Consider the following 22,020-nt stretch of genomic DNA (forward strand, 5'->3'; position numbering starts at 1 on the left):
AAGACGTCACCAATAAAATTGGTGGGTCGTGCAGGATTCGAACCTGCGACCAATTGATTAAAAGTCAACTGCTCTACCAACTGAGCTAACGACCCATTGGGTGTTGCTTCGAAGAGGTACTGCTGAATACTCGGCACCAATTAATAAACAGAGTTAAAAATTGGTGGGTCGTGCAGGATGACTCGACTAACGTCTCGCCCTTCGGGCCGTTGCTGAAGCAACGTTATCCTTCACGCTTTACACTCGATTTCACCAAAATATTGGTGGGTCGTGCAGGATTCGAACCTGCGACCAATTGATTAAAAGTCAACTGCTCTACCAACTGAGCTAACGACCCGAGTGGTGGGTGATGACGGGATCGAACCGCCGACCCCCTCCTTGTAAGGGAGGTGCTCTCCCAGCTGAGCTAATCACCCGATACTACGCTGGATACTTCTTACTAACTGAAGTTAGTGGTGGGTCGTGCAGGATTCGAACCTGCGACCAATTGATTAAAAGTCAACTGCTCTACCAACTGAGCTAACGACCCACTATTTTCGCGGCTTTCAGGATGTTTGATATCCCTTGGCAACGGCGGCATATATTACTGGTTTCAGATTTCAGCGCAACAAATTTTTCTAAGAAAAAACGCTAAGTGCTTATGATTCATGCGGCATGACCAGAAAGAGTGCAATTTCAGGTCATGCCATGAGCATCAGAGCCCACTCAGGCGTTTTTGCGCCTGTTTGGCCCCTTCGGTGCCGGGATACTTCGCGACCACCTGCTGATAAACCGCTTTGGCTTTCGCAGTGTCACCTTTGTCCTGCATGATTACGCCAACTTTAAACATGGCGTCAGCAGCTTTCGGAGATTTCGGGTAATTTTTCACCACGGAGGCGAAATAGAACGCCGCATCATCTTTTTTACCCTTGTTGTAATTCAGCTGTCCGAGCCAGTAGTTGGCATTCGGCTGATAAGTTGAATCAGGGTACTTTTTGACGAAGGCCTGGAATGCGGCAATCGCATCATCCTGGCGCGAGGCATCCTTCACCAGCGCGATAGCGGCGTTGTAATCCGTATTGGCATCACCGCTTTGTACCGGCGCGCCTGACGCCGCAGCGCCCGCTGCTGGTGCCGCAGTGGCCGCAGCAGCCCCACTCTGGTCGCCCGTCGTGGATGGCGTCTGAGCCGCATTAGCGCCGCTGCTCATCCCATCCAGCTGTGACTGAATCTGCTTCTGGCGATCGACCGCCTGATTAAGCTGATACTGACTTTCCTGGATTTGACCACGCAGGGCGTCAATGTCGGCCTGGTTGTCCTGGAGTTGCTGCTGGAGTTGGGTCAAAAGTTGACTGTGAGCGTTGGAAATACGCTCGAGTTGAGTGACGCGGTCTTCGACCGAGCCTGAGCCGACACTACTGATTGGCGCCTGAGCATTAGCGGCCCAGGGGGCCGCTATGCCAACCAGTAACGACAGACTCAACAGGTGATGTCTGAAGTTACTGCTCATGCAATTCTCTTAGTAAACCAGTACGGCACGACGGTTTTTGGAGTAAGCCGCTTCGTCGTGACCCAGTACTGCAGGTTTTTCTTTACCGTAGGAAACGATAGAGATCTGGTCAGCAGAAACGCCTTTACCCTGCAGGTACATTTTAACCGCGTTAGCACGACGTTCGCCCAGCGCGATGTTGTACTCAGGAGTACCACGTTCGTCAGCGTGACCTTCTACGGTGACTTTGTAAGACGGGTTGCTACGCAGGAAGTTTGCGTGCGCGTCCAGCATGGCAGCGAAGTCAGAACGGATATCGTACTTGTCGAGATCGAAGTAAACGATGTTGTTCTGCTGCAGCTGCTGCATCTGCAGACGAGCTTGCTCTTCAGAAGACATGTTGCCGTTACCGTTAGCATCCATACCAGTGCCTGCACCCATCATGCCTTCACCGCTCTGATCGTTGCTGGCATTCTTGTTAGAAGAACACGCCGCGATAGCCATAACTGGCAGAGCGATCATCAGTCCTTTCAGCACTTTGTTCAGTTGCATTTCTTTGATTCCTATAATATTCAATTAATTATTATTACAGATACGGCGACCAGGCAGGGAATTTGACCTGTCCATCAGTTGCCGGAAGACGCGCTTTGAAACGCCCATCTGTAGAAACCAGATTCAGCACAGATCCCATCCCCTGAGAAGAGCTGTAGATAACCATTGTGCCGTTCGGTGCCAGACTTGGCGTTTCATCCAGGAACGTTGACGACAGAACCTGTACGCCACCCGCTGCCAGATCTTGTTTGGCGATGTGCTGCTGGCCGTTGGCCGAGCTCACCATCACCATAAACTTACCGTCGGCGCTCACATCAGCATCCTGGTTCTGAGAACCTTCCCAGGAAATACGCTGCGGAGTACCGCCGTTAACATTAACTTTATACACCTGCGGACGACCGGCCTGGTCTGAAGTAAAGGCCAGATTCTGGCTGTCCGGGAACCAGCTTGGTTCGGTGTTGTTGCTACGACCCGTTGTCACCTGGCTAATCTGCCCAGAGCCCAGGTTCATTACGTACAGCTGCAGGCTACCGGTTTTCGACAGCGCAAACGCAAGCTTAGAACCGTCTGGAGAGAAGGTTGGCGCGCCGTTGTGCTGCGGGAAGGAAGCAACCTGACGGATAGCACCGTTGGCCAGCGTCTGGATAACCAGCGCCGAACGACCGCTTTCGAAGGTCACGTAGGCCAGTTTAGACCCGTCCGGAGACCACGCCGGAGACATCAGCGGCTGTGGAGAACGGTGAACCACGAACTGGTTGTAGCCGTCGTAGTCGGACACGCGCAGCTCATACGGGAACTGACCGCCGTTGGTCTGCACCACATAAGCGATACGGGTACGGAAGGCACCTTTGATACCGGTCAGCTTCTCGAACACTTCGTCACTGGCAGTGTGACCGGCATAGCGCAGCCACTGCTTGTTCACTTTGTAAGAGTTCTGCGCCAGAACGGTACCTGGTGCACCACCGGTGTCCACCAGCTGGTAAGCGACGGTGTAAGAGCCGTCACCGTTAGGCGTCACCTGGCCGACAACAACGGCGTCAATACCGAGCGCAGACCATGCCGCAGGCTGAACTTCCTGAGCCGAGCCCGGCTGCTGAGGCAGGCGAGAACGGTCCAGTGGATTGAATTTACCGCTGTTGCGCAGGTCAGCCGCAACAATGCCGCCCACATCTTCAGGTGCCGCACCTGGCCCGGCCCATTTGAATGGCGCCACGCCGATTGGGCGTGCCGAGTCCACCCCTTGGGTTATCTCGATACGTACTTCTGCATGCAGCGCCGCTGCAAACAGCATCAGAAAACCAAATGCTACTTTTAATGCCTGCTTCATCATATCTCCCTTATCCAGGCGGAAAGCCCACGATAATTTAGCAGAATGTTAACAAACTCAAATACACAAAACTACCAAAACCCTGTGACCAGCCTGGTACATTTTTCCCCGTTTGCGCGAGGAAATTTGCCTTAAGGTTTGAAGTCCAGCGGCGCATTTTTGAACACTTCATACACGGCATCTGATGGCGGTTTAGGGAACCGTGCCTGTCGTGCTGCAGCCAGTGCCGCAGTGCAGAGCGCCGGATCGCCGCCTTCAGAGGTGATATTGGCTAACGTACCGTCCGTATTCAGCTTAATGCGCAGCGTACACACTTTGCCTGCGTAAGAAGATGCATCATAAAAACGACTCTCAATGGCCGCTTTTATCTGTCCGGCATAGTTGCTGATATCCGCGCCTGAAGCGCCGTTGTTCTTAGTGTTACCGCTCCCGGCTGCGGCGGCATTGTTTCCTTTCGCCCCACCACCGGTTTTCGGCGCATTCTTACCCGAGCTGAGATCGCCCAGCAGGTCGTCAACGCCTGATGCATCTTTGGCTTCTGCTGCTTTCTTCGCTGCGGCGGCTTTTGCTGCTGCGGCTTTATCAGCGGCGGCCTTCTCTGCTGCTGCTTTCTTGGCTGCAGCCTTCTCGGCCGCGGCTTTGTCTGCGGCGGCTTTATCGGCTGCCGCTTTTTCAGCTGCTTTTTCAGCTGCTTTTGCTTCGGCTGCTTTCTCAGCGGCTGCTGCTTTCTTCGCTGCATCCGCCGCTGCTTTTTTCTCAGCGTCCTGCTGAGCTTTTTTCGCTGCTTCGGCTTCAGCTTTCTTCTGAGCGTCAGCTGCGGCTTTGGCGGCTTCCGCCTCGGCTTTCTTCTGAGCATCCGCCGCCGCTTTCTTCGCGGCTTCGGCTGCAACTTTCGCCTGGGCATCTGCTTTGGCTTTCGCCAGCGCCTCCGCTTTCACGGCGGCCTCTTCAGCCTGCTTCTGCTGCTCCTGAGCCTGCTTAGCCGCCTGCTCTGCTTGTTTTTGCGCATCAGCCTGCTTAGCGGCTTCTTCCTGTGCCTTCAGGCGATCCTGTTCGAGCTGCTTCAGATGCTCCTGCTCAGCGGCCTGCTTCTCGCGCATCTCTTCCGCCTGCTGCTGCGCCTGCTTTTCGCGCTGCTCTTCGGCACGACGAGCGCTGGCCTGCTGGTTCTGCTGACGGTTGTAGTTCTGTACGACCGCTCCCGGATCGACCATCACCGCGTCAATAGAAGAGCCACCGCCCCCGCCTGCCGAAGCCTCTATATGCTCGTCGAACGAACTCCAAATCAGCAGTGCAATCAGGATGATATGCAGGACGACTGAAATGATGATCGCGCGTTTAAGCTTTTCGTTTTGTTGGTCGGTTGCCTTTGACACTCTCGGTTCCCAAAAACTGTTAGCCTGCTAGCCGGGTCAGATTGGCTGGGTCATTAAACCCACTGATTTCACGCCCGCGCTGTGTAACAGGTTTAGCGCTTTAATGATTTCATCGTACGGCACATCTTTCGCACCACCGATCAGGAAGATCGTCTTCGGATTCGCCTGCAGTCGACGCTGAGCTTCAGCAACGACCTGCTCAGGCGGCAGCTGTGGCATCTTGTCCGGACCGACATTGACGCTGTACTGCCCTACTCCCGACACTTCCACAATCACCGGCGGATCGTCATTGGTGCTGACGGCCTGCGATTCGGTCGCATCTGGCAGATTCACATCCACGCTCTGCGAAATGATCGGCGCTGTCGCCATGAAGATCAGCAGCAGCACCAGCAGCACATCCAGCAACGGAACGATGTTAATTTCGGACTTCAGTTCACGACGTCCGCGTCCACGTCTGGCCATGGTTTACCCCTTGTTGCTTTCGCTGGTGGTAAACGCCTGGCGGTGCAGAATCGCGGTGAACTCTTCCATAAAGTTGTCGTAATTCAGTTCCAGTTTGTTCACGCGCTGGTTCAGGCGGTTGTACGCCATTACCGCAGGAATTGCCGCAAACAGACCAATCGCGGTGGCGATCAGCGCTTCAGCAATACCCGGGGCAACCATCTGCAGCGTCGCCACTTTTACCGCGCCCAGCGCGATAAAGGCATGCATGATCCCCCACACCGTACCGAACAGACCGATATACGGACTGATGGAGCCTACGGTGCCGAGGAAAGGAATGTGGTTTTCGAGATTCTCCAGCTCGCGGTTCATGGAAATGCGCATCGCACGCGAGGCCCCTTCCACAATGGCTTCTGGCGCATGGCTGTTCGCCCGATGCAGACGCGCAAACTCTTTGAATCCGCTGTAGAAAATCTGTTCTGAGCCCGTCAGATTGTCGCGACGGCCCTGGCTTTCCTGGTACAGGCGAGAGAGTTCGATCCCGGACCAGAACTTATCTTCGAAGGCTTCCGCTTCGCGGCCTGCCGCATTAAGGATGCGCGTTCTCTGGATGATGATGGCCCAGGAAGCGATTGAAAAACCAATCAAGATCAACATGATAAGTTTAACCAGAAGGCTTGCCTTCAGGAACAAATCAAGGATATTCATGTCAGTCACTGCTTAAACTCCGCGACAATAGACTTGGGAAGCGCACGAGGCTTCATTAAGAGTGGATCAACGCAAACAATCAGCACTTCTGCCTCATTGAGGACTTTGTTTTCTGCGTTGACTATTCGCTGCGTGAACACCAGAGAGGTGCCCCGCATCGCTGTAATTTCCGTCTGGACTTCGAGCATGTCGTCGAGTCTGGCGGCGGCGAAATACTCCAGCGTCATCTTGCGCACCACAAAGGCAACGCGTTCAGCCAGCAGGACCTGTTGGCTAAAGTGATGGTGGCGCAGCATCTCTGTGCGTGCTCTCTCATAGAAAGCGACATAGCTGGCGTGGTAAACCACACCACCGGCGTCGGTGTCTTCGTAATAGACTCGAACCGGCCATCGAAACAGCGTTGTATTCACTTTACATCCCGGTAATGCAAAAAAGATTTAGGGCTTTCAAACTTCGCTACTATACGCGCGGCAATGATGGTTTGGAATGGGGGAAAGTAAACGGAGAGTAAATTTTTATGGGCTTGAACAAGCCCATAGCGATTAACGGATGTTTCTGAATCAGGCGTAGAAGAAAATCAGCCCGGCGAGAAGAACCAGGTCGGCCAGCAGTGGGCAGAATATCCCCTGCCAGTGAATGGCCTTTGGACGAAAACCGACGCCATGAATGACGCCTGCACACACCGCCCACATGATCAGGAAGCCATGCCAAATTTCAAGCGCGCTGGTTTTCGCCGCAAAGCGTGACGGGTCCCAGAAGATGCAGCCTGCCAGCACCAGCGCCATCAGTAACGAAAGGGCCCTTAAAGGGCCCTTATCCATTACCGCATACAGCGTTGCGATAATTTTGGTCATTAATGATCTTCTTTTTGTCCGGATTCGACGTGCTCAAGCGCCAGGGCGGTGATCACGCCGAATGCACAAGCCAGAAGCGTTCCCAGAATCCATGCGAAGTACCACATATCTTGCTCCTTACTCAGTACAGGGAATGGGTGTTGCGTTCGATGTCTTCTTTAGTGATACGACCGAACATTTTCCAGTAACACCAGGTGGTGTAGAGCAGGATAATCGGTACGAACACCATCGCCGCGTAGGTCATCACATTCAGCGTCAGCTGGCTGGAGGTCGCATCCCACATGGTCAGGCTCACGTTCATCATCGTGCTTGAAGGCATAATGAACGGGAACATAGCGATACCTGCGGTCAGGATGATGCAGGCCAGCGTCAGTGAGGAGAACAGGAACGCCCAGGCGCCCTTCTCCGCACGTGAAGTGACGATGGTCAGCAGTGGCAACACCACGCCCAGCGCCGGAATCGCCCACAGGGCTGGCATGTTGTTGAAGTTCACCATCCAGGCACCCGCTTCACGCACCACTTCTTTGGTCAGTGGGTTTGATGCAGCATGATGATCGAGAACCGATTTCACCACGTAGCCATCAATGCCGTAGTAAACCCAAACGCCCGCCAGGGCGAAGCACACCAGAGTCGCCAGCGCCGCCACCTGAGAAACGGTACGCGTGCGCAGATGCAGTTCGCCGACGGTACGCATTTGCAGATAAGTTGCGCCCTGCGTCAGGATCATCGCCACACTCACGATCCCTGCCAGCAGGCCAAACGGGTTCAGCAGCTGGAAGAAATTACCGGTGTAGTAGAGGCGCAGATACTCGTCCACGTGGAACGGCACGCCCTGCAGCAGGTTGCCGAAAGCCACACCAATCACCAGCGGCGGTACAAAGCTGCCGATGAAAATGCCCCAGTCCCACAGGTTACGCCAGCGGGTGTCTTCAATCTTCGAACGGTAGTCGAAACCAACCGGACGGAAGAATAAAGACGCCAGCACCAGAATCATCGCCACATAGAAGCCGGAGAAGGCAGCGGCATAGACCATCGGCCAGGCAGCGAACAGCGCACCACCAGCGGTGATCAGCCACACCTGGTTTCCGTCCCAGTGCGGGGCGATGGAGTTGATCATAATTCGACGCTCGGTGTCATTACGACCGAGGAAACGGGTGAGCATGCCCACCCCCATGTCGAAACCATCGGCAACCGCAAAACCGATCAGCAGAATGCCAATCAGCAGCCACCAGATAAAACGCAATACTTCATAATCGAACATTTGACGACTCCTGTCTTAGCGTGCCGGCTGACCAGACACCGGGGTCTGCTCAAAATGGTAACGACCGGTTTTCAGGCTGCTTGGACCCAGACGCGCAAACTTGAACATCAGGAACATTTCAGCCACCAGGAACACGGTGTACAGGCCGCAAATCAGCAACATCGAGAAGATGAGATCGCCTGCGGTCAGCGAAGAGTTCGCCACGGCTGTCGGCAATACTTCACCAATGGCCCAGGGTTGGCGGCCATATTCCGCAACGAACCAGCCCGACTCAATCGCAATCCACGGCAGCGGGATGCCATACAGGCAGACGCGCAGCAGCCATTTTTTGCTGCCGATGCGGTTACGAATCACCGTCCAGAAGCAGGCCGCGATGATGCCCAGCATCAGAATGCCGCAGGCCACCATGATACGAAACGCAAAGTACAGAGGCGCAACGCGTGGTATAGAGTCTTTCGTTGCCTGCTGGATCTGTGCTTCCGTCGCGTCAGAGACATTCGGCGTGTAGCGTTTCAGCAGTAGACCGTAACCGAGGTCTTTTTTCACATCGTTGAATTCGTTACGCACGGACTGATCTGCGGAGCCAGAACGCAGCTCTTCCAGCAGCTTGTACGCCTTCATGCCGTTGCGGATACGCTCTTCGTGCTGCGCCATCAGCTCTTTCAGGCCCGTTACCTGCTTATCAACAGAACGGGTGGCAATAATGCCCAGCGCGTAAGGAATTTGAATCTGAAGATGGTTTTTCTGCGCGTCCTGATCGGGAATACCAAACAGGGTAAAGGAAGCCGGAGCTGGCTGCGTTTCCCATTCGGCTTCGATGGCCGCCAGCTTGGTTTTCTGTACGTCGCCCATCTCGTAACCGGATTCATCACCCAGCACGATAACGGAAAGGATCGCCGCCATACCAAAGCTTGCTGCAATCGCGAAAGAGCGTTTTGCAAAAGCAAAATCACGCCCGCGCAGCATGTAGTAGGAGCTAATGCCCAGAATGAACATGGCGCCACAAACGTAGCCAGATGCCACGGTGTGGACGAATTTAACCTGAGCGACCGGGTTCAGGACGAGCTCGGAGAAGCTCACCATCTCCATACGCATGGTTTCGAAGTTGAAGTCTGATGCTACCGGGTTCTGCATCCAGCCGTTCGCGACCAGAATCCAGAGTGCGGACATGTTTGAACCCAGTGCGACGAGCCAGGTCACCGCCATATGCTGGACTTTGCCCAGACGATCCCAGCCGAAGAAGAACAGACCTACAAAGGTGGATTCGAGGAAGAAGGCCATCAGCCCTTCGATAGCCAGCGGCGCACCGAAGATATCGCCCACGTAGTGGGAATAGTAAGACCAGTTAGTCCCGAACTGGAACTCCATGGTCAGGCCGGTTGCCACACCCAGAGCGAAGTTGATACCAAACAACTTGCCCCAGAACTTGGTCATATCTTTATAAATCTGTTTGCCGGAAAGGACGTAGACCGTTTCCATAATGGCCAGCAGGAACGCCATACCGAGCGTCAGTGGCACAAAAAGGAAGTGGTACATCGCGGTCAAGGCAAACTGTAAGCGCGACAGTTCGACTATATCTAACATCATGACTCCTTGCTCATCGCATGAAGACTCCGAGAGTGGATCCCGTTAGAGAGGATTCACACGCATGCCCCAATACAAATTGATTTGCTTCCCGCCCGCTGTCGCGCTCGTATGCGATAACGACAATGAACAAAGGTTACAAATACGTTAATAAAAAACCCAAATTGATCCCACGAATATATTACGCCGTAAAACCCTTACAATAAACAGGTTTTTACCGAGTAAAATTTACGTTTTTCGACACTGATCAATATATAGCTAAGATGACTCATTTCGACCACTTTGATCGGCGACAATTTACCGCTTTGCGCTTCGTTTTTCCAAGCATTAGATATTGATTTAAATCAATTTTACATTTCAGTGTTAATTCTGTATGCGCTTGATGATGCATAGTAAAATCAATGTTAAAAATATGTTTTTAACATGACATTGACGGTTATCAAATAAGAGGGAAATAGCGAGAAAGGTAATGTTTTTTTAAACCAGAGCCGCGCCGCTGGAAGTATAGCTGCGGGCAATGCCAGGGAAGCAGAGGGAGAAATAATTTTCAGGCAGATAAGTATAGTCCGTTTTTATTACATTTCATTCACTGTATTGATTTTATTAATTAACACCACTCCGTGATTATCCTCTAAAAGCAAAACGGCAACGCAGGGCATGGCCGGGTTTGTTTGCTCTTTTGTTCATCAATGCTGACGCGCCAGACAGACATGCCTGATACTCAGACCATAAAAAAGGCCACTCGCTAAAGTGGCCAACCATGTCGAAAACGGACATATAAAGCTCCCCGCACGGGGAGCAGAGAGGATTATCAGTTAATGATAGTTTTCAGCGCTTCGCCGATGTCGGCGAGGCTGCGAACGGTTTTCACACCGGCAGCTTCCAGGGCGGCGAATTTCTCATCCGCGGTGCCTTTACCGCCCGCGATGATTGCGCCTGCGTGGCCCATACGCTTGCCTTTCGGCGCGGTAACACCTGCGATGTAGCCAACAACTGGCTTCGTCACATGATCCTTGATGTAAGCCGCCGCTTCTTCTTCAGCGCTACCGCCGATTTCACCGATCATTACGATCGCTTCGGTCTGCGGATCTTCCTGGAACATTTTCAGGATATCGATGAAGTTAGAGCCCGGGATCGGGTCGCCGCCGATGCCCACGCAGGTGGACTGGCCGAAACCGTAGTCGGTGGTCTGCTTAACCGCTTCGTAAGTCAGGGTACCAGAGCGGGAAACGATGCCCACTTTGCCTGGCTTGTGAATGTGGCCTGGCATGATGCCGATTTTGCTGGCACCTGGCGTGATCACACCCGGGCAGTTCGGGCCAATCATACGCACGCCTGCTTCATCCAGCTTCACCTTCACGGTCAGCATATCCAGCGTCGGGATACCTTCGGTGATGGTGATGATCAGTTTGATGCCTGCGTCGATGGCTTCCAGGATGGAGTCTTTGCAGAACGGTGCCGGAACGTAGATAACGGTGGCGGTTGCGCCCGTTGCTTCTACTGCTTCACGCACGGTGTTGAACACCGGCAGGCCCAGGTGGGTGGTGCCGCCTTTGCCTGGCGTTACGCCGCCAACCATGTTGGTGCCGTAAGCAATCGCTTGTTCAGAGTGGAAAGTCCCCTGGCTACCGGTGAAGCCCTGGCAGATAACCTTGGTGTTTTTATCAATTAAAATGGACATTATTTCCCCTCCACTGCGTGAACGACCTGCTGAGCCGCATCGGTCAGACTTTTCGCTGCAATAATATTCAGGCCGCTGTCAGCCAGTCTCTTCGCGCCGAGTTCGGCGTTGTTGCCTTCCAGACGCACGACCACTGGCACGTTCACGCCCACTTCTTCTACTGCGCCGATGATGCCGTCAGCAATCAGGTCACAGCGGACGATGCCGCCGAAGATGTTCACCAGAACAGCTTTTACGTTGTCATCAGAGAGGATGATTTTGAACGCTTCGGTCACGCGCTCTTTGGTTGCGCCACCGCCCACGTCGAGGAAGTTAGCCGGTTCGCCGCCGTGCAGCTTAACGATGTCCATGGTGCCCATTGCCAGGCCCGCACCGTTAACCATGCAGCCGATGTTGCCGTCGAGCGCAACGTAGTTCAGCTCCCACTGTGCAGCCTGCGCTTCACGTGGATCTTCCTGAGACTGGTCGCGCATTTCACGCAGATCAGGCTGGCGGAACAATGCGTTGCCGTCAGCGCCCAGTTTGCCGTCGAGGCAGATCAGGTCGCCCTGCTTGGTGATCACCAGCGGGTTGATTTCGATCAGCGCCAGGTCACGCTCAAGGAAGATGTTTGCCAGGCCCATGAAGATCTTGGTGAACTGCTGAACCAGTTTGCCTTCCAGACCCAGTTTGAACGCCAGCTCGCGACCCTGGTAAGGCATTGGGCCTGCCAGCGGATCGATAGCCACTTTGTGGATCAGGTGCGGGGTTTCTTCCGCCACTTTTTCGATTTCCACGCCGCCTTCGGTAGACGCCATGAACACCACGCGACGGGAGCTGCGGTCAACTACCGCGCCCAGATAGAGTTCTTTCGCGATATCGGTCGCTGCTTCAACCAGAATCTGGTTTACAGGCTGGCCGTTCGCATCTGTTTGATAGGTTACCAGGCGTTTACCCAGCCAGTGTTCAGCGAAAGCGCGAATGTCTTCTTTGCTGTTAACGACTTTTACGCCGCCTGCTTTACCGCGGCCGCCAGCGTGTACCTGGCATTTCACGACCCATGGGCCCGCGCCGATTTTTGAAGCGGCTTCTTCAGCTTCACGCGGAGTTGAGCAGGCATAGCCTACTGGCGCAGGTAAACCGTAGCGGGCAAACAGCTGTTTGGCCTGGTATTCATGTAAGTTCATGCGTTCTATCCACTTTTAGGGTAATCGTTATCATTTTACCTTCGGGCCGCAACCGACCCGAAGGACTGGTGATTCAGAGGTTTCTACACGTCCAGCAGCAGACGAGTTGGATCTTCCAGCAGCTCTTTAATGGCCACGAGGAAGCCCACGGATTCGCGGCCGTCGATCAGGCGGTGATCGTAGGAGAGCGCCAGATACATCATCGGCAGGATCTCTACTTTACCGTCTACCGCCATTGGGCGATCTTTGATGGCATGCATGCCAAGGATCGCGCTCTGCGGTGGGTTGATGATCGGGGTAGACATCAGGGAACCGAACACGCCGCCGTTGGTGATGGTGAAGTTGCCGCCGGTCAGATCTTCTACGGTCAGCTTGCCATCACGGCCTTTCACCGCCAGCTCTTTGATGTTCTTCTCGATGTCCGCCATGCCCAAGGTATCCACATCACGCAGAACCGGGGTCACCAGGCCACGTGGAGTAGAAACGGCCATGCTCACGTCGAAGTAGTTGTGATACACCACGTCGTCGCCGTCGATGGAGGCGTTCACTTCCGGGTAGCGTTTCAGCGCTTCAACAACCGCTTTCACGTAGAAGGACATGAAGCCCAGACGGATACCGTGACGTTTTTCAAACGCGTCGCCGTACTGCTTACGCAGATCCATGATTGGCTTCATGTTGACTTCGTTGAACGTGGTCAGCATGGCGGTAGAGTTTTTCGCTTCCAGCAGACGCTCGGCTACGCGCTTGCGCAGACGGGTCATCGGAACGCGTTTTTCAGAGCGGCCGGCCAGCGGGGCTGGTGCAGCAGCCGGAGCCGCGGCAGGCGCTTTCGCTTCTGCTTTAGCCGGGGCTTTCGCCAGGTGTTTTTCCACGTCTTCACGGGTCAGACGGCCGCCAACACCGGTACCTTTGATGGCGCTGGCTTCGAGGCTGTGCTCAGCCAGCAGGCGACGGATCGCCGGGCTCAGGGCATCGTTGTTCTGCTCTTCCAGAGAAGCCTGCTGGCGCTGGGCCGGAGTAGACTCTTTGGTGTCTGCTTTCGCTTCGGTGGCTTTGCCAGCGCTGTTGCCTTCACGCAGGCGACCCAGGATCTGACGGGAAGTCACGGTAGTGCCTTCATCTTCCAGTACGGCATCCAGAATGCCGTCCGCCGACGCCGGTACTTCCAGTACCACTTTGTCAGTTTCGATTTCGACCAGCACTTCATCGCGGACAACCGCGTCGCCTGGCTTCTTGTGCCAAGTGGCAACCGTGGCATCGGCTACGGATTCTGGCAGGTCGGGAACAAGAATATCTACGCTACTCATTTTGTATCCTTTAATTAATCGACGTTCAGCGCGTCATTGACCAGATCTTGCTGCTGCTTCTGGTGAACGGACATATACCCTACTGCCGGAGAGGCAGAGGCCGGGCGACCTGCGTAACGCAGGGCAGACCCAAATGGAATCACTTCACGTAAGTGATGCTGGCTGCAGTACCAGGCGCCCTGGTTGAGCGGCTCTTCCTGACACCAGACAAAGTCATGTACGTGAGCATAAGGTTTCAGCGCGTCCTGCATCGCCTGATGCGGGAACGGATAAAGCTGTTCGATACGCACGATGGCGACATCTTTCTGATCGTTTTTGCGACGCTGTTCGAGCAGATCGTAGTAGACCTTACCGGAACACATGACGACGCGTTTAACGGCTTTCGGATCCAGCTCGTCAATCTCACCGATCGCAGGCTGGAAGGTGCCGTTTGCCAGTTCGTCGAGGCTTGAAACCGCCAGCGGGTGACGCAGCAGGGATTTCGGTGACATGACCACCAGCGGACGACGCATCCCGCGCAGCGCCTGGCGACGCAGCATGTGATAAACCTGAGCCGGGGTAGAAGGCACGCAAACCTGCATGTTCTGCTCAGCGCAGAGTTGCAGATAACGTTCCAGACGCGCGGAGGAGTGCTCCGGGCCCTGCCCTTCGTAGCCGTGCGGCAGCAGCATGGTCAGGCCACACATCCGGCCCCATTTCTGCTCACCGGAGCTGATGAACTGGTCGATAACCACCTGAGCACCGTTGGCGAAGTCGCCGAACTGCGCTTCCCAGATGGTCAAAATGCGTGGCTCTGCGGTGGCGTAGCCGTATTCGAACGCCAGAACGGCCTCTTCGGAGAGCACGGAGTCCCAGACGCGGAACTGGCCCTGGCCGTTGTGCACGTTTTCCAGCGGAGTATAAGTAGAACCGTTGGTCTGGTTATGGATAACCGCATGGCGGTGGAAGAAGGTGCCGCGACCGGCATCTTCACCGGACAGACGGACAGGAATGCCTTCATCAACCAGCGTTGCGTAGGCCAGCGTTTCCGCGCCGCCCCAGTCGAACAGCTTCTCGCCTGCGGCCATGGCCTGACGGTCACCGTAGATTTTCGCTACGCGGGACTGCATTTCAACGGCTTCCGGCACGGTGCTGATGCGCTTCGCCAGCTCCTGCAGACGCTTCACTTCTACCTTGTTCGGGTAGCTCTCATCCCACTCGTGGTTGAGGTACGGCGACCAGGTGAAGGAGTGCATGTTCATCGGACGCCACTCTTTCACCACGCATTCGCCGGCATCCAGCGCGTCGCGGTAAAGATTGACCATCTCGGTGGCATCTTCCAGCGTCGCCACTTTGTCGCCTTCAAGCTTGTCGGCGTACAGTTTGCGCGGGGTCGGATGCTTTTTGATTTTCTGGTACATCAGCGGCTGGGTTGCGCTTGGCTCGTCGGCTTCGTTATGGCCGTGACGACGGTAGCAAACCAGGTCGATGAACACATCACGTTTGAAGGTGTTACGGAAGTCCAGCGCCAGGCGAGTCACAAAGGCTACCGCTTCCGGGTCATCCGCGTTCACGTGGAAGATTGGCGCCATCACCATCTTACCGATGTCGGTGCAGTACGGTGTGGAACGCGCATCGAGCGGGTTGGAAGTAGTGAAGCCAACCTGGTTGTTGATAACGATGCGAACGGTACCGCCCACTTCGTAACCACGCGCTTTGGACATGTTCAGGGTTTCCTGAACCACGCCCTGGCCTGCAACGGCGGCGTCGCCGTGAATGGTGATTGGCAGCACTTTATTGCTGCTTGGCTCTTCCAGACGGTCCAGACGGGCACGCACGGAGCCGATAACTACCGGGCTCACAATCTCAAGGTGAGACGGGTTGAACGCCAGCGCCAGGTGCACCAGGCCGCCTTCGGTTTCCATATCAGACGAGAAGCCCATGTGGTACTTCACGTCGCCGGTGCCGAGGTGTTCTTTGTGTTTGCCCGCAAATTCGTCGAACAGGTCCTGTGGCTTTTTGCCCAGTACGTTGATCAGCACGTTCAGACGACCACGGTGCGCCATGCCCAGCACCACTTCGCGAGTGCCGCTCTTACCCGCATGGCGGATAAGCTCTTTCAGCATTGGCACCAGCGCATCGCCGCCTTCCAGCGAGAAGCGTTTTGCGCCAGGGAATTTCGCGCCCAGATAACGCTCCAGGCCTTCCGCTGCGGTCAGCTCGGTCAGGAAGCGTTTTTTCTCGTCCGCAGTGAAGCTCGCGTGGCCCACCACCGATTCGATACGCTGCTGGATCCAGCGCTTCTCTTCCGTGGAGGTAATGTGCATGTATTCCGCACCGATAGAGCCGCCGTAGGTTTGCTTCAGCGCGGCAATCAGGTCGGCCAGCTTCATGGTCTCTTTGCCGATGGCAAAAGAACCCACGTTGAAACTGTCCTGAAGATCGGCTTCAGTCAGATCGTGGAACGCAGGCTCCAGATCGGCCACCGGATCTTGCTTCCACAGGCCAAGCGGATCAAGGTTCGCGGCCTGATGGCCACGGAAACGCCAGGCGTTGATCAGCTGCAGGACTTTAACCTGCTTCGCGTTGGTATCAGGATCGGAGATCGCGGAAGAGTAACGCGAGGCATCTTTCGCCAGACGGCGGAAATAATCACGCGTTGTGGAATGAAATTGATCGGGTTTGACTCCGGTGCCAGGCAGCTGCTGGAACATGGAACGCCAGTTAGCGTCGACAGAGTCAGGATCGGTTAAGAAGTCTTCATAGAGCTGTTCAATCCAGCTCTGGTTGGAACCAGAGAGGAAAGAAGAGTCCAGCCAGGCTTTCATTGCGCCGTTCTGCATCGTGATCCCTTAAGCATTTTTATGCTTACTTTCGCCGTAGAAACTACCACGCACACCGGGGTACCTGGTCTGCGTGCCGGGGTTCACTTGCGAGCTCTTCTGTTCAGGCCCGCGAAGGAACCTTTAGAAACTGTCTTAGGGCCGTTGCCCCCTTCCCTGCTTTCTCACCTGAGAAAGGGAAGTCCATCGGCAGTTTTTAAAGGTTTCCTGCAAATTCCATTTTGCCCGGAGGCACTGCGTTTAACGGGCCTACTCTTCATAGGCCGTATAAGCGCAGCGCCATCCGGCGTTACTGATTACGCACTGCGCTGCAGCAGCATCGACTTAATGTGGCCGATGGCGCGCGTCGGGTTCAGCCCTTTCGGACAGACACTGACGCAGTTCATGATGCTGTGACAGCGGAATACGCTGAAAGCGTCACTCAGCCCTTCCAGGCGGTTGTCGGTTTCGGTATCACGGCTGTCGATCAGGAAGCGGTACGCCGCTAACAGACCGGCCGGGCCGATGAACTTATCCGGGTTCCACCAGAATGACGGGCAAGAAGTGGAGCAGCAGGCACAGAGAATACACTCGTACAGGCCGTCCAGTTTTTCACGCTGCTCAGGCGACTGTAAATGCTCGCGAGCGGGTGGATTTTGCCCATTATTCAACAGGTAAGGCTTAATCTTCTCATATTGGGCATAGAACTGCCCCATGTCCACCACCAAATCGCGCACCACCGGCAAGCCCGGCAGCGGACGAATCACGATTTTCTGCCCTGCGCGCTGCAAAGCGGAAATCGGGGTGATACAGGCGAGGCCATTCTTACCGTTCATGTTCACGCCGTCTGAGCCACAAACGCCTTCACGGCACGAGCGACGGAATGACAACGTTGGGTCCTGTTCTTTCAGCTGGATTAAAGCATCCAGCAGCATCATGTCGCGCCCTTCTTCCGCTTCGAGGGTGTAATCCTGCATGTGCGGAGCGTCGTCGACATCCGGGTTATAACGATAAACTGAAAATTCGAGTTTCATCTTCCTGTCTCCGCAATTAGTAGGTACGCACTTTCGGCGGGAATGCCGGACGCAGTTTCGGCTCCATGTTCACCTCACGGCGGGTCATGGATTCCGTCTGCGGCTGGTACAGACTGTGGCAGAGCCAGTTTTCATCATCACGATCCGGGAAGTCGAAGCGGCTGTGTGCGCCACGGCTTTCGGTACGGAAGTTGGCCGACACCGCGGTGGCGTAGGCGGTTTCCATCAGGTTATCCAGCTCCAGGCACTCGATGCGCTGGGTGTTGAACTCGCTGGAGGTATCGTCCAGGCGGGCATTTTTCAGACGCTCGCGGATGGCCTTCAGCTGCTCCAGACCTTTCGCCATCGCATCGCCTTCGCGGAACACTGAGAAGTTGTGCTGCATACATTCCTGCAGCGCTTTGCGGATTTCGACCGGGTCTTCGCCGTCGCGGTTGCCGTTCCAGCGGTTGAGACGTTCCAGGGAAGCATTCACTTCTTCTTCGGTGGCATCACGCAGCGTGCCCTGCTCGGCGATGGATTCCTGCAGATGCAGGCCAACCGCACGACCAAACACCACCAGGTCCAGCAGCGAGTTGCCGCCCAGACGGTTGGCACCGTGAACGGATACGCAGGCAATTTCACCCACGGCGAACAGGCCCGGGATCACCACGTCTTCGCCTTGCTCGTTGACGGTCAGCGCCTGGCCGCTCACTTTGGTCGGAATACCGCCCATCATGTAGTGGCAGGTTGGGATGACCGGGATCGGCTCTTTCACTGGATCGACGTGCGCGAAGGTGCGGGACAGTTCGAGGATACCCGGCAGGCGGGATTCGAGAACGTCTTTACCGAGATGGTCAAGTTTCAGCTTGGCGTGTGGACCCCACGGGCCATCACAGCCGCGACCTTCACGGATTTCGATCATGATGGAACGTGCCACCACGTCACGACCCGCCAGGTCTTTTGCATTCGGAGCGTAACGCTCCATGAAGCGCTCGCCGTGTTTGTTCAGCAGGTAACCGCCTTCACCGCGGCAGCCTTCCGTTACCAGAACGCCTGCGCCCGCGATACCCGTCGGGTGGAACTGCCACATTTCCATGTCCTGCACTGGCACGCCTGCACGGATAGCCATACCAACGCCGTCACCGGTGTTGATGTGCGCGTTAGTGGTGGACTGGTAAATACGGCCCGCACCGCCGGTCGCCAGCACGGTGGCGTTGGCTTTGAAGTAAACCACTTCGCCGGTTTCGATGCACAGGGCGGTACAACCCACCACTGCGCCATCGGCATTTTTCACCAGGTCCAGCGCGTACCACTCGGAGAAGATGGTGGTGTGGTTTTTCAGGTTCTGCTGATAAAGCGTGTGCAGCAGGGCGTGACCGGTACGGTCCGCTGCCGCTGCGGTACGTGCCGCTTGCTCGCCGCCGAAATTCTTCGACTGACCGCCAAACGGACGTTGATAGATGGTGCCATCTTCCAGACGGGAGAACGGCAGGCCCATATGATCCAGCTCCAGAATCGCTTCCGGGCCGGTCTTACACATATATTCGATAGCGTCCTGGTCACCGATGTAGTCTGACCCCTTCACGGTGTCATACATGTGCCATTCCCAGTTATCTTCATGGGTATTACCGAGCGCCACGGTGATGCCACCCTGCGCAGATACGGTATGAGAACGGGTCGGGAACACTTTGGAGAGCAGCGCACAGGTCTGGCCGCTCTGGGAAATTTGCAGCGCGGCACGCATACCTGCGCCACCTGCGCCTATAACAACAGCATCAAATTCTCTGACTGGCAGTTTCATCACACACCCCACACCACAACAAATCCATAAATGACGTAAACCACCAGCGCCACGACAATAGCGAGCTGCAACGGCAGACGAACTGCCAGCGGTTTAACGTAGTCGGTCAACACCTGCCACATGCCGATCCAGGCATGAATCAAGATGGAGAATAAAGCCAGCAGGGTGAAGACTTTGGTGAAAGCGGAAGAGAAGAAACCCGTCCAGACTTCCCAGGTGAGCGAGCCATGGGTCGCGAAGAAACCTACCATGTAGATAATGTACAGGGTGAGGACAATCGCGGTGGCACGTACGAGGATGAAGTCATGTACGCCGTTACGTCCTAGTGCTGAGGCGTTGCTTACCATACGAGGACTCCTGCGAGAAGTGAAAGCACGACAGTAATAACAAATGAAACGTTGGCAGATTTTTTACCTGCTTCGAATGTCTCTTCCAGATAGCCAAAGTCCATCATCAGATGGCGAATGCCGAGCACGGCGTGATATGCCAGCGCCGTCAGGATGCCCCACATGATGAATTTGACGAAGAAGCCGCCCATGATGGCGCTCGCCGTCTGGAAGCCTTCAGGAGAGGAGAGACTGGTGCCCAGTAACCACAACAGAATGCCAACCGCCACAAAAGTGATCACGCCAGAAACGCGGTGGAGGATGGACGCTATCGCCGTTATGGGGAACCGGATCGTTTTCAGATCCAGATTGACAGGTCTTTGTTTTTTCTGATTTTTTATCATGAATAACGCCCACATGCTGTTCTTATTGTTTCCTTCCTCCGGTCTGCGTGCGGGTCAGACAGCGTCCTTTCTATAACTGCGCGTCATGTAAAAACTCCATTTCAAGAGCTAAAACGACACATTTCAACGCTGGGTGGCTCGGGATTGCAGGGGTTTCCGGAGACCTGGCGGCAGTATAGGCCGTTCACAAAATCATTACAATTAACCTACATATAGTTTGTCGGGTTTTATGCGGAACAGTGATCGGGGTCACGATAACAACATTATTTTAATTTTTACTCACCTGATTTGACAAATATTAAACATTATTGTTACAACCATCACCTGAAAAGGCATATAATGCGTAAAAGTTATGGGGTCATGCTTTCACCTGAGAATAAGTTATGTAACAGTGAGAAAGTATTGACCGATGTAATCTGACAGTGAATAGTGATAGACAGGTTTGAATAATCGGACTGCTAAGACCCTGATTTGCTGTAGTTTCATAGTGCGATGAACGTATGCCCCCCGGCGCCCTTTGCTCTGTACCCTGGTTTACCCTCGTGAGCTCGGCGGTGAGCCAAATAACAAACTGGTAACGTCTACCCGCACCCTGAAAGCGAATCCGGCATCCCGCAGTCTTATGTAATAAGGCGCTAAGGAGACCGTAAATGGCTGATACAAAGGCAAAGCTCACTCTCAACGGTGACACCGCTATTGAACTGGACGTGCTAAAAGGTACGCTCGGCGAAGACGTGATTGATATTCGTAGTCTGGGTTCGAAAGGCGTATTTACATTTGACCCAGGTTTTACCTCCACCGCTTCCTGCGAATCCAAAATTACCTTTATCGATGGTGATGAAGGTGTTCTGCTGCACCGTGGCTTCCCTATCGATCAGTTAGCCACCCAGTCTAACTATCTCGAAGTGTGCTACATCCTGCTGAACGGTGAGAAACCGACCCAGGCGCAATACGACGAATTCAAAACCATCGTCACTCGTCACACCATGATCCACGAGCAAATCACCCGCCTGTTCCACGGCTTCCGTCGTGACTCTCACCCGATGGCGGTGATGTGCGGCGTGACCGGTGCGCTGGCAGCGTTCTATCACGACGCGATGGACGTGAATAACCCACGTCACCGTGAAATTGCCGCGTTCCGCCTGCTGTCCAAAATGCCAACCATGGCGGCGATGTGCTACAAATACTCCATTGGTCAGCCGTTCGTTTATCCGCGCAACGACCTCTCCTATGCGGGCAACTTCCTCAACATGATGTTCTCCACCCCTTGTGAAGAATACGTGGTGAACCCGGTGCTGGAACGTGCCATGGACCGCATTCTTATCCTGCACGCGGATCACGAGCAGAACGCATCGACGTCTACCGTCCGTACCGCAGGTTCTTCAGGCGCGAACCCGTTTGCCTGTATCGCTGCCGGTATCGCGTCCCTGTGGGGACCGGCGCACGGTGGTGCTAACGAAGCCGCACTGAAGATGCTGGAAGAGATCAGCACCGTGGAGCACATTCCTGAATTCGTGCGCCGCGCGAAAGACAAAAACGATTCGTTCCGTCTGATGGGCTTCGGCCACCGCGTGTACAAAAACTACGACCCGCGTGCCACCGTGATGCGTGAAACCTGCCATGAAGTGCTGAAAGAGCTGGGCACCAAAGACGACCTGCTGCAGGTTGCCATGGAGCTGGAGCACATCGCGCTGAACGACCCGTACTTCATCGAGAAGAAACTCTACCCGAACGTGGACTTCTACTCAGGCATCATCCTGAAAGCAATGGGCATTCCGTCTTCCATGTTCACCGTGATCTTCGCGATGGCGCGTACCGTCGGCTGGATTGCCCACTGGAACGAAATGCACACTGAAGGCATGAAAATCGCCCGTCCACGCCAGCTGTACACCGGCTACGACAAACGCGAATTCAGTTCAGACCTGAAGAAGCACTAAGTTTGCATTT

Annotated in this window: 20 protein-coding genes and 4 tRNA genes; 1 reads left to right on the forward strand and 23 read right to left on the reverse strand. The window is 54.8% G+C overall.

Annotation, left to right across the window (positions count from 1 at the left end):
* Positions 1-19: 19 nt before the first annotated feature.
* The 23 genes from CRO87_RS20265 to sdhC all read right to left on the reverse strand — a co-directional run bounded on the left by CRO87_RS20265 (position 20) and on the right by sdhC (position 20,088).
* Positions 20-95, reverse strand: a tRNA-Lys gene (locus CRO87_RS20265).
* A 166-nt stretch (positions 96-261) separates the two neighbouring features.
* Positions 262-337, reverse strand: a tRNA-Lys gene (locus CRO87_RS20270).
* A 3-nt stretch (positions 338-340) separates the two neighbouring features.
* A tRNA-Val gene (locus tag CRO87_RS20275) sits at positions 341-416 on the reverse strand.
* A 37-nt stretch (positions 417-453) separates the two neighbouring features.
* Positions 454-529 (reverse strand) — tRNA-Lys (locus tag CRO87_RS20280).
* Positions 530-694: 165 nt separating this feature from the next.
* Complete coding sequence (cpoB, locus tag CRO87_RS20285; RefSeq protein WP_097164730.1) at positions 695-1,489, reverse strand: cell division protein CpoB; 795 nt, start codon at positions 1,487-1,489, stop codon at positions 695-697.
* Positions 1,490-1,498: 9 nt separating this feature from the next.
* Positions 1,499-2,020, reverse strand: a complete 522-nt coding sequence (pal, locus tag CRO87_RS20290; RefSeq protein ID WP_013367056.1) for a peptidoglycan-associated lipoprotein Pal — start codon at positions 2,018-2,020, stop codon at positions 1,499-1,501.
* 34 nt (positions 2,021-2,054) lie between these two features.
* Complete coding sequence (gene tolB, locus CRO87_RS20295; protein WP_097164731.1) at positions 2,055-3,347, reverse strand: Tol-Pal system beta propeller repeat protein TolB; 1,293 nt, start codon at positions 3,345-3,347, stop codon at positions 2,055-2,057.
* A gap of 131 nt (positions 3,348-3,478) precedes the next feature.
* Complete coding sequence (gene tolA / locus CRO87_RS20300; RefSeq protein ID WP_097164732.1) at positions 3,479-4,723, reverse strand: cell envelope integrity protein TolA; 1,245 nt, start codon at positions 4,721-4,723, stop codon at positions 3,479-3,481.
* A 36-nt stretch (positions 4,724-4,759) separates the two neighbouring features.
* Positions 4,760-5,185: a colicin uptake protein TolR gene (gene tolR / locus CRO87_RS20305; protein WP_097164733.1), complete on the reverse strand. Its 426-nt coding sequence runs from the start codon at positions 5,183-5,185 to the stop codon at positions 4,760-4,762.
* Between the two features lie 3 nt (positions 5,186-5,188).
* Positions 5,189-5,881: a Tol-Pal system protein TolQ gene (gene tolQ, locus CRO87_RS20310; RefSeq protein ID WP_097164734.1), complete on the reverse strand. Its 693-nt coding sequence runs from the start codon at positions 5,879-5,881 to the stop codon at positions 5,189-5,191.
* Positions 5,878-6,282 carry a tol-pal system-associated acyl-CoA thioesterase gene (gene ybgC / locus CRO87_RS20315; protein WP_097164735.1) on the reverse strand — a complete coding sequence of 135 codons (405 nt, stop codon included), beginning with the start codon at positions 6,280-6,282 and terminating at the stop codon, positions 5,878-5,880. Before ybgC ends, tolQ begins: the two co-directional genes overlap by 4 nt.
* 150 nt (positions 6,283-6,432) lie before the next feature.
* On the reverse strand, positions 6,433-6,726 hold the full coding sequence (gene ybgE / locus CRO87_RS20320) for a cyd operon protein YbgE (RefSeq protein ID WP_097164736.1): 294 nt from the start codon (positions 6,724-6,726) through the stop codon (positions 6,433-6,435).
* The gene (gene cydX / locus CRO87_RS20325; protein ID WP_097164737.1) at positions 6,726-6,833 is read right to left on the reverse strand and encodes a cytochrome bd-I oxidase subunit CydX; all 108 of its coding nucleotides are present in this window, start codon (positions 6,831-6,833) and stop codon (positions 6,726-6,728) included. Before cydX ends, ybgE begins: the two co-directional genes overlap by 1 nt.
* A gap of 14 nt (positions 6,834-6,847) precedes the next feature.
* Positions 6,848-7,987, reverse strand: coding sequence for a cytochrome d ubiquinol oxidase subunit II (gene cydB, locus CRO87_RS20330; RefSeq protein WP_097164738.1), 1,140 nt, complete (start codon positions 7,985-7,987; stop codon positions 6,848-6,850).
* 15 nt (positions 7,988-8,002) lie between these two features.
* Entirely contained in the window at positions 8,003-9,571 is a 1,569-nt protein-coding gene (gene cydA / locus CRO87_RS20335) for a cytochrome ubiquinol oxidase subunit I (protein WP_097164739.1), read from the reverse strand.
* An 811-nt stretch (positions 9,572-10,382) separates the two neighbouring features.
* Positions 10,383-11,252, reverse strand: a complete 870-nt coding sequence (gene sucD / locus CRO87_RS20340) for a succinate--CoA ligase subunit alpha (protein ID WP_097164740.1) — start codon at positions 11,250-11,252, stop codon at positions 10,383-10,385.
* Entirely contained in the window at positions 11,252-12,418 is a 1,167-nt protein-coding gene (gene sucC / locus CRO87_RS20345) for an ADP-forming succinate--CoA ligase subunit beta (protein WP_097164741.1), read from the reverse strand. The genes sucD and sucC overlap by 1 nt, the downstream gene beginning before the upstream one ends.
* Before the next feature lie 83 nt (positions 12,419-12,501).
* Positions 12,502-13,725: a 2-oxoglutarate dehydrogenase complex dihydrolipoyllysine-residue succinyltransferase gene (odhB, locus tag CRO87_RS20350; protein WP_097164742.1), complete on the reverse strand. Its 1,224-nt coding sequence runs from the start codon at positions 13,723-13,725 to the stop codon at positions 12,502-12,504.
* Positions 13,726-13,739: 14 nt separating this feature from the next.
* Positions 13,740-16,547: a 2-oxoglutarate dehydrogenase E1 component gene (gene sucA / locus CRO87_RS20355; protein ID WP_097164743.1), complete on the reverse strand. Its 2,808-nt coding sequence runs from the start codon at positions 16,545-16,547 to the stop codon at positions 13,740-13,742.
* A 296-nt stretch (positions 16,548-16,843) separates the two neighbouring features.
* Positions 16,844-17,560 (reverse strand): succinate dehydrogenase iron-sulfur subunit, encoded by a 717-nt coding sequence (locus CRO87_RS20360; RefSeq protein WP_097164744.1) that lies wholly within the window; start codon positions 17,558-17,560, stop codon positions 16,844-16,846.
* Positions 17,561-17,576: 16 nt separating this feature from the next.
* Positions 17,577-19,343, reverse strand: a complete 1,767-nt coding sequence (gene sdhA / locus CRO87_RS20365; RefSeq protein WP_097164745.1) for a succinate dehydrogenase flavoprotein subunit — start codon at positions 19,341-19,343, stop codon at positions 17,577-17,579.
* Positions 19,343-19,690, reverse strand: a complete 348-nt coding sequence (gene sdhD / locus CRO87_RS20370) for a succinate dehydrogenase membrane anchor subunit (RefSeq protein WP_097164746.1) — start codon at positions 19,688-19,690, stop codon at positions 19,343-19,345. Before sdhD ends, sdhA begins: the two co-directional genes overlap by 1 nt.
* The gene (sdhC, locus tag CRO87_RS20375; RefSeq protein ID WP_176504345.1) at positions 19,684-20,088 is read right to left on the reverse strand and encodes a succinate dehydrogenase cytochrome b556 subunit; all 405 of its coding nucleotides are present in this window, start codon (positions 20,086-20,088) and stop codon (positions 19,684-19,686) included. The genes sdhD and sdhC overlap by 7 nt, the downstream gene beginning before the upstream one ends.
* Before the next feature lie 635 nt (positions 20,089-20,723).
* On the opposite strand from sdhC, the gene CRO87_RS20385 reads away from it, so the two are divergent.
* The gene (locus tag CRO87_RS20385) at positions 20,724-22,010 is read left to right on the forward strand and encodes a citrate synthase (protein WP_097164747.1); all 1,287 of its coding nucleotides are present in this window, start codon (positions 20,724-20,726) and stop codon (positions 22,008-22,010) included.
* The last annotated feature ends 10 nt before the right edge of the window (positions 22,011-22,020 follow it).

This window comes from Enterobacter sp. CC120223-11, assembly GCF_900215375.1.
Taxonomy (GTDB): Bacteria; Pseudomonadota; Gammaproteobacteria; order Enterobacterales; family Enterobacteriaceae; genus Scandinavium.